A 12,611-nucleotide genomic window follows, 5' to 3' on the forward strand; every position below is an offset into this window, starting at 1 on the left:
ATTTCTGCCACCGCATGAGTGCGCCGGGATGTCCAGAAACTGAACAGTGCGGGGTGGACAGTTCCCGCGATCGGACCTGACCGAACACTGTCCGGCCGGGCAGTGCCGTGCGAGGTGATCGGGGTGAACACTTCTCAGCCAATGGCGTTCTCACACTCGGGGTGGTGGCCGGTGAGGGAATCGGACACCGCTAGCGTGAGATCGCCCCGACCGTGACAACAGGAGAGCCGAGCATGTCCACCAGACGCGCGGTGTCGGTCCGTGCCGCGATCCGGAGCCTCGGCCCGGCGTCGCCGGCCGGAACGCCGTGGGAAGCGGTCCGCGCCGGGGTCGGCGCCCTGCTCGGCATGGCCGTCGTCGGTGCGGTACTCGTGTGTTCGGGCGTCGACCTGACCACCGGCCTCTACATGATCGCCCCGTTCGGGGCCACCACCGTGCTCGTGTTCGCCGCGCCCAGCAGTCCACTGGCCCAGCCCTGGCCGACGGTGGTCGGCAGTGTCCTCTCGGCGGTGGTCGGTGTCGCGGTGACACTGACCGTGTCCCAACCACTTCTGCGTGTGGTGCTGGCCGTGGGTCTGGCGGTCACCGCGATGATCGCCTGCCGCGCCGTGCATCCCCCGGCCGGTGCGGTCGCGCTCACCGCGGCACTCTCACCGGATGCCGTGCACGCATTGGGTTTCCGGTTCGCCCTCGCCCCGGTCGCGGTGGGTGCTGTGCTGCTGGTGCTCGTGGCCACCGTCTACGGGCGGGCCACCCGACGGCACTACCCGTTCCGTCAGTTCGCCGAGGAGCCGCGCCCGCCGGAACGGCTCGGCCTCACCGAGGACGAGCTGACCGACATCCTGGCCCGCTACCGGCAGTCGCTGAACCTCGGTGTCGCCGACCTCGCCCGACTGATCGGTGCCGCCGAGCTGCAGGCCGCCGGCCACCGGACCGATCCGCTCGACGCGGCATCGGTGATGTCGCGCGATCTGATCACCGTGGCGCCCGACACCACGCCGGAACGACTCGCGCGGTTGTTCGGCGAGTACGGGTTCACCTCGTTGCCGGTGATCGCCGACGACGGCAGGTATGTGGGCGTGGTCTTCCAGATCCATCTGATCACCGCACTCGGCGGACACCGCACCCCGATCGGGGCGGTCGACGTGATGGACGTCGACCTGCCGGTGGCACACCCCGACACCCCGGTCGCCGCCCTGCTGCCACTGCTCGCCGACGGCGGGTGTGACGCCGTGCCGGTGCTCGACGGCGACCACATCGTCGGGATCGTCACCCAGACCGACCTGATCACCGCCCTGGCCCGCCAGACCCTGCGCGCCGACGAGGCCGGGCCCGTCCCCGGTGACGAGAGTCCCGTCCCGAGCCTCTAGATCCCGAGCGCGCGGATTCGGGCGTACAGCGTGGTGCGGCTGATCCCGAGTTCGCGGGCCGCATGAACCTTGTTGTGGCCGTTGCGGTCCAGCGCGTCGATGATGGCCTGACGTTCGGCCTGCTCACGGCCGGCCAGGCGCGATGCGCGACTGGTGGTGCGGTAGCGCTCCGGCAGATCGGCGAGGTCGACGGTGCGCGACCCGCGGGTGGTGCTCGCCGCGACCGCGTCGCCGAGCGCGGTGACCAGCTCGGTGAGGTTGCCCGGCCACTCCTGTGAGAGCAGGGCGTCGGCGGCGCCGCTGGACAGTTCGGTTCCCGGCGCGAGCTCGGTGATGACCGATGTCGCGATCACCGCGAGCTCGGCGGTGCGATGCCGCAGTGGCGGTAGTTCGATCCGTCGCCCGCATTGCCCGAGCAGTGCGGCCGCACCCGATCCGATCTGTGTGGCCGGGCCGGTCACCACGATCAGCGGGGTCGGCGACGTCCGCGCGGCGACATGGCGCAGCAGGGTCAGCGACCGGTCGTCGAGCAGGTCGGCGCCGTCGACGATCAGGGCCGCGCCGCGGGAGCGGGCCTGCGTGAGCAGCGCGGGAACGTCCGGCGGGGTGCCCTCGAGGAGGGTCTCGGCGACGTCGACGACCACGGGTGCGACGTCGGCGAGGTCGGTGGCCACCCGGTGCGCCTCGGTGCTGCGGCCGGTGCCGGGCTCGCCGGTGATCGCGGTGCTGCGGACCGGCGGGACGGAGGCGCCCGGTGCCGACACCGGGGCCGGCGAACGGGTGGGGGTGGCCGGTGTCGGCCGCAGATGGAACACCGCCGCACCCCGGGTCCCGCCGACCGGTTCGACGAGCACCTCCACCGCCGTCCCCGACGTCAGGGTGGTGCGCATCGAGGTCGCGTGCAGCGACGGATCGGCGACGACCATCCGCAGGGCGCCGATGTCGGTGGGGGAGAGCAGGTCGGCGGCAAGGGCATTGGTGAGCTGCAGATCGTCACCGAGGGCGGCGACCGCGACGTCGCGTCGGGGTGCGGCCCGCTGGAAGGCGTCGAGTACGCGACGCTGGTGCGCGCGTGACCGGTCGAGGAGACGGTCGGCGATGTCGTTGACGATCGCGGTCACGAACGGGATCGACAGCGGATTGGCGCGGTCGCCGACCTCGGTCATGCACAGGCTGCCCGCGAGGCGACGGGTCGCCGGGTGGATGATCGGCTGCCCGAAGCAACTGAGCTGCTTGAACCGGTCGAGGTAGTGCTCGGAGCCGTTGACCAGCACACCGCGGCGGATCTCGGCGGGGGTGCCGAGCGCGGTGGTGCCGACCGCGGACTCGGTGAAGGCCACCCCGCTCGACGCACCCGCGTCGTCGAGGATGCGTTCGATGGTGGCGCCCGCCGTCACCCGCGACACCATCCGGCATTCGTGGTCGACCAGCAGCAGCGACATGTCGGTGTCGGCGATGCGGACCGCGGCCTCGTCGAGGACCGGTCGTGCGGCGTCGAGCAGCGGATCGGCCGACGACACGTCGACCGGGTCGGGGAGCGTGGTGGACTCCGGGCGCACCCCCGACAGCGCCGAACGCCGCCAGCTCTGCGCGATCACGGTGCGGCGAGGTGGTGGCGGGTCGTTCCGGGCGGGCCGGTGGGCGGTCGGTATGTCGATGCTCACACCATCACACACCGGGGCGGTGAGGGGAAGGCCCCGCTGCCCCGGCGGCTCAGCCGTGCCGGACGTGCTCGACGAACCGGCGGTACGGGCTGTCGGCGTCCATCGGTGCGCGGGTCGGTGAGCTGCCGGCGAACCAGCGGTCGACCACCGTCGCCTGCTGTTCCAGCGTCATCGCATCCCACTCGGGCGGGGTGGCGGCCAGGTGGTAGACGTTCGTGCCCCGAAGGTGGCGGACCTGCTCCCCGATCGCGGTGGCAAGGGTCCGGGCGCGGCGGCGATGGGTGAACTGCCAGACGTGGACGAGCTCGTGGACGAACAACCGGCCGGGCTGGGGGTAGGCGGGGGTCGACGACGTGGTGGGGCGGGCAGCGCAGTCACCGATGTTGCACAGGACGGTCCGCCGGGTGAGCGGGAAGACGAAGGCACGTCCCCGCCACCCGATGAACCCGGTGAGGACGACCGTGTCGAGCCAGTCGGCCCGCGGCCCGAACACCACCCGCGCGAAGTCCTTCTCCGCGTTCGTCAGTCGTCTCGGGCGGCCCGGTGGGGCATACCCCCACGGTAGGCGGGTCGTCACGGGGGTTACCGCGCTGTCGGGGTACCGCACTAGCCTGATCCCATGCGTGTCGCGACCTGGAATGTGAACTCGGTGAAGCAGCGGATCCCCCGATTGCTGCCGTGGTTGGACGAGCGGCAGCCCGATGTGGTGTGCCTGCAGGAGACCAAACTGTCCGACGACGTCTTCGGCACGGTCCTCGGACCCGAGTTCACCGCCCGCGGCTACGAGTTCGTGCATGTCGGTCAGGGGCAGTGGAACGGTGTGGCGATCCTGTCGAAGGTGGGGCTCGACGACGTCCGGCGCGGATTCGACGGCGCCCCCGGCTTTCCCGACCGCGACGACAAGCCCGAGGCGCGTGCGGTGTCGGCGGTGTGTGGTGGGGCGCGGGTGTACTCGCTCTACGTCCCCAACGGCCGCGAGATCGACTCCGACCACTACCACTACAAGCTCGCCTGGCTGGACCGGCTTCGTGAGGTGGTCGAGCCCGAGGCCGCCGACACCATGCTGTGCGGTGACATCAACATCGCCCCGGCCGACGCCGACGTCTACGACCCGCGCGCCTTCGCCGGCCACACCCACGTCACCGAACCCGAACGCAAGGCACTCGCCGGACTCGAGGGACTCGGCCTGACCGACGTGGTGCGCCGCCGCTGGCCCGACGAGCAGATCTACAGCTACTGGGACTACCGCGCCGGGATGTTCCACAAGGACCTGGGCATGCGGATCGACCTGATCCTGGCCGGGACATCGGTCTCGGATCGGGTGGCGGCGGCCTGGGTCGACCGTGCCGCCCGCAAGGGCACCAAGCCGAGCGATCACGCACCGGTGGTCGTCGACGTCGACACCGCCCCGGACGGCGACATCGGGCCGATGGTGCCGCCGCCGTCGAATCCGGCCAAACGCGGCGGACCCACCACCAAGCTCCCGCACGCCAAGGACTGAGACCCGCCGGGGCCGGCAGCCGAAGGACCATCGGACGACAGGGGAATCCAGCGATGACCGAGGATGTTGCCGACCAGGCCGACGACGATGCCACGGGACGGCCGTCGTTCTTCCGCAAACTCACCGAGCGACGCGACGGACCCCTTCCGCGGCACCGTGCGACGTCCCGGTTGTCGGCCTATGTCTACGGCAACATCCTGGTGCTCGCGGCCGTGGTCGTCGCGACCGCGCACACGATCACCGACGGCACCGCCGCGTTGATCGTGCTGGCCACCGGCGCGACCACCTACATCGCGCATGTCTTCGCCCAGCTGGTGGGTGATGCGAGCATCCCGCCGGAGTCCGGCCGCCCCGACCGCGAGGATGTTCGCCGCACGGCCCGCCACGAACTCCGCGACGCACTGCCGATCATGTCGTCGGCGGTGTGGCCGGCGATCGTCCTGGCGCTCGGCTATCACGACCTGTTCCCGACGCGCCTCACCCAGCTGGTGGCCGGTGCGATCGTGGTGGTGCGGATCGCGTCCCTGCAGATCGTGGCGCAGCGGGTGCAGGGCAATCCGCTGGGATTCCGCGCCGTGGCCGCAGGCCTGTTCACCGCGCTGCTGGCGGCGGTGATCGTCGTGATCAAGAACTTCTTCCTGCACTGAGGCCGCGTCGCACGCTTCCGGCCCGAATGTCGTCTTCCACACCGCCCGGCGGGCTTTCCTGCCCGGGCCTGCGGATTCTCCGACACCGAGGAGGAGGAACTTCGCGCAGCAGGCCCCGCGAGCGCGGATCGGGGCGTAGCGTGGTCGGCATCGATCGATCACCCTCCGCTCACCTGCACGTCGCCCGTGGTTGGCGACCTGGATCCGATTTTTGACCTGTGCAAACTCGATCGGTAGAGTTGGTCGTCGGTGCCTGGCGCATGCCGGGCCAGTCCGCGTGCCCTGCCGACGTCATCGACTCCGGTGATCGAGGTGAGCATGTCGCACGGGTACTCCCGCCCCGTGTGACGGGACCGTCGGACTGACATGCGATACCGCCGTGGTGTGCGTGACACGCCCGACCTCGGGGTAGCGATAACTGTACTGACCAGCATGAATGTGCTGGTGGGGCGAGTTGTGGAGGTCGCCGAAAACCGGGTTTTCCGGATTTCGGCAACCTGCCCGGAGCACAAACCGCAACGACGACAATCGCAAGGGATCGCCCCGTGCCGGCAAGCACGGGCGGTCAGTGCCGAAAAGGAAGAACACACCAAGTGCCAACAATCAATCAGTTGGTCCGCAAGGGCCGTACGGACAAGCCTGCGAAGAAGAAGACCGCAGCGCTCAAGGGGAGCCCGCAGCGTCGCGGCGTGTGCACCCGCGTCTACACCACCACCCCGAAGAAGCCGAACTCCGCGCTGCGTAAGGTCGCCCGCGTGCGCCTGACCAGCTCCGTCGAGGTCACCGCTTACATCCCGGGTGAGGGTCACAACCTGCAGGAGCACTCGATGGTGCTCGTCCGCGGTGGTCGTGTGAAGGACCTCCCGGGTGTGCGTTACCGGATCATCCGCGGCTCGCTGGACACCCAGGGTGTCAAGGATCGCAAGCAGGCCCGCAGCCGCTACGGCGCGAAGAAGGGGAGCTGATAAGTCATGCCTCGTAAAGGACCCGCACCCAAGCGCCCGCTGATCAACGACCCGGTCTACGGTTCGCCCCTGGTCACCCAGCTGATCAACAAGATCCTCCTCGACGGCAAGAAGTCGACCGCCGAGCGGATCGTCTACCAGGCCCTCGAGCAGGCCCGCGAGAAGACCGGCACCGACCCGGTCGTCACCCTCAAGCGCGCCCTCGACAACGTCAAGCCGACCCTCGAGGTGAAGAGCCGCCGCGTCGGTGGTGCCACCTACCAGGTGCCGATCGAGGTCAAGCCGGGTCGCGCCAACACCCTGGCGCTGCGCTGGCTGGTGACCTTCTCGCGGCAGCGTCGCGAGAAGACCATGGTCGAGCGTCTGGCCAACGAGCTCCTCGATGCCTCCAACGGCCTCGGTGCTTCGGTCAAGCGTCGTGAGGACACCCACAAGATGGCCGAGGCCAACCGGGCGTTCGCGCACTACCGCTGGTGAGAACCTGCTCCGCGTGACCGTCGCATCCCGCACGGTCACGCGGGGCGACAAGTCCCTTGTACAAAGCAATTCCCGAAGGGAAACCACGTGGCACAGGAAGTGCTCAGCGACCTCAACAAGGTTCGCAACATCGGCATCATGGCGCACATCGATGCCGGCAAGACGACCACCACCGAGCGAATCCTCTACTACACCGGTGTCAACTACAAGATCGGTGAAACCCACGACGGTGCCTCGACCACCGACTGGATGGAGCAGGAGAAGGAGCGGGGTATCACCATCACCTCCGCGGCCGTGACCTGCTTCTGGAACAAGAACCAGATCAACATCATCGACACCCCGGGTCACGTCGACTTCACCGTCGAGGTGGAGCGCAGCCTGCGCGTGCTCGACGGTGCCGTTGCCGTCTTCGACGGCAAGGAGGGCGTCGAGCCCCAGTCCGAGCAGGTCTGGCGGCAGGCCGAGAAGTACGACGTGCCCCGCATCTGCTTCGTCAACAAGATGGACAAGCTGGGCGCCGACTTCTACTTCACCGTCAAGACCATCGAGGACCGCCTCGGGGCCAAGCCGCTGGTGCTGCAGCTCCCGATCGGTGCCGAGGACAACTTCGACGGCGTCGTCGACCTGATCGAGCAGAAGGCCATCACCTGGCGCGGCACCGTCGAGATCGGCGCCGAGCCGACCATCGAGGAGATCCCCGCGGACCTGGTCGACAAGGTTGCCGAGTACCGCGAGAAGCTGCTCGAGACCGTCGCCGAGACCGACGAGGCGCTGCTCGAGAAGTACTTCGGTGGCGAGGAGCTCTCCGCCGAGGAGATCAAGGCCGCGATCCGCAAGGTCACCATCTCGCGCGAGTTCTACCCCGTGCTGTGTGGTTCGGCGTTCAAGAACAAGGGTGTCCAGCCGATGCTGGACGCGGTCATCGACTACCTCCCGTCGCCGCTGGACGTCCCCTCCGTCGAGGGTCACGCCGTGGGCAACGAGGAAGAGGAGCTGTCGCGTAAGCCTTCCGCCGAGGAGCCGTTCTCGGCCCTGGCGTTCAAGATCGCTGCGCACCCGTTCTTCGGCAAGCTGACCTTCGTCCGCGTGTACTCGGGTCACATCTCCGCCGGCACCCAGGTCCTGAATGCCACCAAGGGCAAGAAGGAGCGCATCGGCAAGCTCTTCCAGATGCATGCCAACAAGGAGATGCCGGTCGAGGACGCCACCGCGGGACACATCTACGCGATGATCGGCCTCAAGGACACCACCACCGGTGACACCCTGTGTGATTCGAGCGCCCCGATCGTGCTCGAGTCGATGAGCTTCCCGGACCCGGTCATCAACGTCTCGATCGAGCCGAAGACCAAGTCCGACCAGGAGAAGCTGGGCACTGCGATCCAGAAGCTCGCCGAAGAGGATCCGACTTTCTCGGTGCAGCTCGACGAGGAGACCGGCCAGACCGTCATCGGCGGTATGGGCGAGCTCCACCTCGACATCCTGGTCGACCGCATGCGTCGCGAGTTCAAGGTCGAGGCCAACGTGGGCAAGCCCCAGGTCGCCTACCGCGAGACCATCCGCAAGACGGTGGAGAAGCACGATTACACCCACAAGAAGCAGACGGGTGGATCGGGCCAGTTCGCCAAGGTCCAGATCAAGCTCGAGCCGCTGGTCGATGCCGAAGACGGCGCAACCTACGAGTTCGAGAACGCCGTGACCGGTGGTCGCGTGCCGCGTGAGTACATCCCGTCGGTGGATGCCGGTGCGCAGGACGCGATGCAGTACGGTGTGCTCGCCGGTTACCCGCTGGTCAACCTGAAGGTCACCCTGCTCGACGGTCAGTACCACGACGTCGACTCCTCGGAGATGGCCTTCAAGATCGCCGGCGCGCAGGCCCTCAAGGAGGCCGCGAAGATGGCGAGCCCGGTCATCCTGGAGCCGATCATGGCCGTCGAGGTCACGACCCCGGAGGACTACATGGGTGACGTGATCGGCGACCTGAACTCCCGCCGTGGCCAGATCCAGGCCATGGAGGAGCGCAGTGGTGCCCGTGTCGTCAAGGCACAGGTTCCGCTGTCGGAGATGTTCGGCTACATCGGCGACCTTCGGTCGAAGACCCAGGGCCGGGCTAACTACTCCATGGTGTTCGACTCGTACGCCGAGGTTCCGGCGAACGTGTCGAAGGAAATCATCGCGAAGGCCACCGGCGAGTAATCCCTACTCGGCCAGAGGTTTTGGCGAAGCGCTGGCACACCACCAGGTGTGCTCCACGGCGCGAACAACGTAAGAGAAAACCCCTGCTGGGATCCGCCCAGTAGAGCAACAAGTCCAGGAGGACAATCAAGTGGCGAAGGCGAAGTTCGAGCGGACCAAGCCGCACGTGAACATCGGCACCATCGGTCACGTCGACCACGGCAAGACCACCCTGACCGCGGCCATCACCAAGGTCCTGCACGACAAGTTCCCGGAGCTCAACAAGAGCTTCGCGTTCGACCAGATCGACAAGGCTCCCGAAGAGAAGGCTCGTGGTATCACGATCAACATCTCTCACGTGGAGTACGAGACCGAGAAGCGTCACTACGCGCACGTCGACGCCCCGGGTCACGCCGATTACATCAAGAACATGATCACCGGTGCGGCTCAGATGGACGGTGCGATCCTCGTGGTCGCCGCCACCGACGGCCCGATGCCGCAGACCCGCGAGCACGTGCTGCTGGCCCGCCAGGTCGGTGTTCCTTACATCCTGGTCGCCCTGAACAAGGCCGACATGGTCGACGACGAAGAGATCATCGAGCTCGTCGAGATGGAGGTCCGCGAACTGCTGGCCGCCCAGGAGTTCGACGAGGAAGCCCCGGTCGTCAAGGTCTCGGCCCTGAAGGCTCTCGAGGGTGACCCGGAGTGGGTCAAGTCCGTCGAGGAACTGATGGACGCTGTCGACGAGTCGATCCCGGATCCGGTTCGCGAGACCGACAAGCCGTTCCTGATGCCCGTCGAGGACGTCTTCACCATCACCGGCCGCGGCACCGTGGTCACCGGTCGTGTGGAGCGCGGCGAGGTCAACGTGAACGAGGAAGTCGAGATCGTCGGCATCCGCGAGAAGTCGCAGAAGACCACCGTCACCGGTATCGAGATGTTCCACAAGCTCCTCGATTCGGCTCAGGCCGGCGACAACGCGGGTCTGCTGCTCCGCGGCCTCAAGCGTGAGGACGTCGAGCGTGGCCAGGTCATCGTGAAGCCGGGTACCACCACCCCGCACACCGAGTTCGAGGGCCAGGCGTACATCCTGTCGAAGGACGAGGGTGGCCGCCACACCCCGTTCTTCAACAACTACCGTCCGCAGTTCTACTTCCGTACCACCGACGTGACCGGCGTCGTGACCCTCCCCGAGGGCACCGAGATGGTCATGCCGGGCGACAACACCGAGATGAGCGTCAAGCTGATCCAGCCGGTCGCCATGGACGAGGGCCTGCGCTTCGCCATCCGCGAGGGTGGCCGCACCGTTGGTGCGGGTCGAGTCACCAAGATCAACAAGTGACGATTTCCCACGCCCGTCGCGGCAGCGTGTGAGCGTTGTCGTTCGGGCGTGGGCCTGCGTCACGGATCAACAAGTGATTCTCTGAGTCTCACTTTGTCGATCTGACTCGCCGAGTCTGACAAACAGAGCGCCCCAACCGCTTTCGCGGTTGGGGCGCTTTGTTGTGTCGGTCGTGCCGTCGGCCGGCGGTTGGCCCGACTCGACGACCTGCGTTGTCGGTGCTCGGAAACCGCTGGGCGGTAGGCGAATCGACCGTCAGGATGCGTGGTGACCATGCGTCCGCCGATGACGCCGGTTGCCCGTCTGTATCGCCGTATGCTGTCGGGGTGTCGAAGGCGGTGGAGCAGTGGGCGGCCCGATTGCGGCGACTGGACCGCGCCGAATGGCCGGGGTTTCTGGATGCGAACTCCGGGCTGCCGGGGCCGCGGGCCAATACGTCACTGGCGATCGCGGTGACCAGGTCGCCGATGATCCACAACTGGTCGACCGGCTCCTGCGGAGCGACGACGAGTACCAGGTGATGTGCGGGGCGATCTGCTTGGGCACCCGGATCGCCGACCCGACATCGCGCTCACGGTTGCGGGAGCTGGCCGTCGATGACCGATGGCGGGTGCGTGAAGGTGTGGTGATCGGCGTGCAGGAGGCCGCGGACGCCGATGGTGACGCCGTGCAGTCGCTGACCCGCGACTGGGCCGGTGACCCGAACCCGCTCATCGCGCGGGCAGGTACGGCGGCCATCTGCGAGCCGCGCCTGCTACGCACACCCGAAGCGGCAGCGGTGGCAGTCGAGGTCTGTCGCCGCGCGACGGCTGTTTTGGGCGCGCTACCCGTGGGTGCATCACGACGCACTCCCGCAGCGCGAGTCCTGCGACAGAGCCTTGGCTACTGCTGGAGTGTGGCGGTGGCAGCCGATCCGCAACCGGGATTGGCCGTGTTCGACGCCCTCGACACCACAGACCCCGACCTCGCGTGGATCGTCAAGACCAACCGCACAAAGAAGCGGATGGCCCACCTGCTGTGAGCGGGAGTGCGCTGCGGCCTGCAGCCGGGAGTGCTCTGTGACATGGAGCCGGAAGGGTTCTGTGACATCGAGCCGGAAGGGTTCTGCGGCGTGGAATCGGTGCGTGGATGGATGACCGCCGAAATCGCCGACAGATAGACCACACGAGTCACATTAGTAACATCCTGCACCAATAGCCACTTGGGTAACTGGTTGGTATCAATGGGGGCGCCCTGTGGTCACGGCGCCCGTTTCGGGGTGTTCCCGAGGCCTCCGGGGCCATACTGTTCCGCCCGTGCGTTCCCCTTTGAAGCGGTCGGTTCACAAGCGCGTGGGCCGGCGAGTGATCGCGGTGGTGATTGCTGCGACAGCGCTGGTGATCGTCGGCGCAAGCGGTGGTGGTCCCGCCGAGGCGGCGACCTTCAACCGGATCAAGGTCGGCGGCTGCGGTATGCCCGCGAGCCCGGTCGACATCTGGAGCCGACCGGGTAACTACAAGACCGTCATCGCGCTCGACGGTCTGCGCGCGACGAGCGACATGTCGGGCTGGCGGCACGAGACCCGCATCCAGCGGTTGGCGTCGTCGGGTGTCAACGTGGTGGAGCCGGTCGGTGGCCTGGGGAGCTTCTACACCGACTGGGAGTCGGCCAGCCCTGGCAGCAAGATCGCCTATCGCTACCGCTGGACGTGCCGGCTCGACGCCATCGTCCGCGCCCTCGACGCCCGCGGCCTGGCCGTGGGGCCGTGGCACAAGTACGCGGTCATGGGGATCTCGATGGGCGGCGGCGCGGCGATGATCTACGGCGCCTACCACCGGGCGCGCATCTCGCACGTCTTCTCCATGTCGGGCTACGTCAACATCTCGGCGCCGACGATGCGTGAGGCCGTACGACTGGCCCTGCTCGACGCCGGCGTGGAGGGCGGGGTGGGCCCGCTCAGCGCCGACGCGATGTGGGGTCCGCCGTGGGCGCCGCGCTGGGAACGCAACGACGCCCTCGTCCAGCTGCCGCGGATGCGCGGGATGAAGATCCGCGTCGCATCCGGATCGGCGACGTGGGGTCCGCACAACACCGATGCCGTCGCGTCGGTCAAGGGCACCCCGCTCGAGGTGGTCGCGCTCGCCCAGTCACGGGCGTTCGAGGTCGCCGCGGCCCTGCAGGGTATCCGGATCTCCACAGACTTTCCCAATGTCGGCACTCATCAGTGGGACTACTGGGAAGACATGGTCTGGCGCGCCAAGCGCGCCGGCTGGTTCCTCGACCGCTGATCGCCGACGAGGCGCCGATGGGGATGCGGCGCCTCGTCGATGATCGCGGTTGCGGTGCGGTATATGCCGCCGGCGACGACCGACCACCTCGCGAACCGGGGTGGTCGGTCGTCGCCGGCGGAGCCGTCTGATCGAGTCTGCCGGCGGAGCCGTCTGTACGGTCCTGCGGGCGGAGCCGTCTGTACGGTCCTGCCGGCGGAGCGGCC

General features: G+C 67.9%; 11 protein-coding genes. 9 read left to right on the top strand and 2 right to left on the bottom strand.

Features of this window, described 5'->3' with window-relative positions:
* Positions 1-233: 233 nt before the first annotated feature.
* Positions 234-1,370 carry an HPP family protein gene (locus tag Q9K23_RS19000; RefSeq protein ID WP_053778512.1) on the top strand — a complete coding sequence of 379 codons (1,137 nt, stop codon included), beginning with the start codon at positions 234-236 and terminating at the stop codon, positions 1,368-1,370.
* Here the strand turns inward: Q9K23_RS19000 and Q9K23_RS19005 are convergent.
* Entirely contained in the window at positions 1,367-3,034 is a 1,668-nt protein-coding gene (locus Q9K23_RS19005; protein ID WP_305950238.1) for a helix-turn-helix domain-containing protein, read from the bottom strand. The two genes, Q9K23_RS19000 and Q9K23_RS19005, sit on opposite strands and share 4 nt — an antisense overlap.
* Before the next feature lie 49 nt (positions 3,035-3,083).
* The gene (locus Q9K23_RS19010; protein WP_152972893.1) at positions 3,084-3,611 is read right to left on the bottom strand and encodes a hypothetical protein; all 528 of its coding nucleotides are present in this window, start codon (positions 3,609-3,611) and stop codon (positions 3,084-3,086) included.
* A gap of 42 nt (positions 3,612-3,653) precedes the next feature.
* Between Q9K23_RS19010 and Q9K23_RS19015 the strand changes: the two genes are divergently transcribed.
* The 8 genes from Q9K23_RS19015 (at position 3,654) to Q9K23_RS19050 (ending at position 12,405) form a co-directional block, all read left to right on the top strand.
* Positions 3,654-4,535: an exodeoxyribonuclease III gene (locus Q9K23_RS19015; RefSeq protein ID WP_020792706.1), complete on the top strand. Its 882-nt coding sequence runs from the start codon at positions 3,654-3,656 to the stop codon at positions 4,533-4,535.
* 53 nt (positions 4,536-4,588) lie between these two features.
* Positions 4,589-5,182 carry a hypothetical protein gene (locus tag Q9K23_RS19020; RefSeq protein WP_020792708.1) on the top strand — a complete coding sequence of 198 codons (594 nt, stop codon included), beginning with the start codon at positions 4,589-4,591 and terminating at the stop codon, positions 5,180-5,182.
* Positions 5,183-5,775: 593 nt separating this feature from the next.
* Positions 5,776-6,147 carry a 30S ribosomal protein S12 gene (gene rpsL / locus Q9K23_RS19025; RefSeq protein WP_020792705.1) on the top strand — a complete coding sequence of 124 codons (372 nt, stop codon included), beginning with the start codon at positions 5,776-5,778 and terminating at the stop codon, positions 6,145-6,147.
* 6 nt (positions 6,148-6,153) lie between these two features.
* A complete protein-coding gene (rpsG, locus tag Q9K23_RS19030) occupies positions 6,154-6,624 on the top strand; it encodes a 30S ribosomal protein S7 (RefSeq protein WP_020792709.1) in 471 nt (156 codons plus the stop codon).
* An 87-nt stretch (positions 6,625-6,711) separates the two neighbouring features.
* Complete coding sequence (fusA, locus tag Q9K23_RS19035) at positions 6,712-8,817, top strand: elongation factor G (protein ID WP_053778514.1); 2,106 nt, start codon at positions 6,712-6,714, stop codon at positions 8,815-8,817.
* Positions 8,818-8,947: 130 nt separating this feature from the next.
* Positions 8,948-10,138 (top strand): elongation factor Tu, encoded by a 1,191-nt coding sequence (gene tuf, locus Q9K23_RS19040; protein ID WP_020789921.1) that lies wholly within the window; start codon positions 8,948-8,950, stop codon positions 10,136-10,138.
* A gap of 382 nt (positions 10,139-10,520) precedes the next feature.
* Positions 10,521-11,159 carry a hypothetical protein gene (locus tag Q9K23_RS19045; protein ID WP_020789920.1) on the top strand — a complete coding sequence of 213 codons (639 nt, stop codon included), beginning with the start codon at positions 10,521-10,523 and terminating at the stop codon, positions 11,157-11,159.
* A gap of 274 nt (positions 11,160-11,433) precedes the next feature.
* Positions 11,434-12,405, top strand: coding sequence for an alpha/beta hydrolase family protein (locus tag Q9K23_RS19050; RefSeq protein WP_053778515.1), 972 nt, complete (start codon positions 11,434-11,436; stop codon positions 12,403-12,405).
* The last annotated feature ends 206 nt before the right edge of the window (positions 12,406-12,611 follow it).

The organism is Gordonia sp. NB41Y (assembly GCF_030718915.1).
Lineage (GTDB): Bacteria > Actinomycetota > Actinomycetes > Mycobacteriales > Mycobacteriaceae > Gordonia > Gordonia desulfuricans.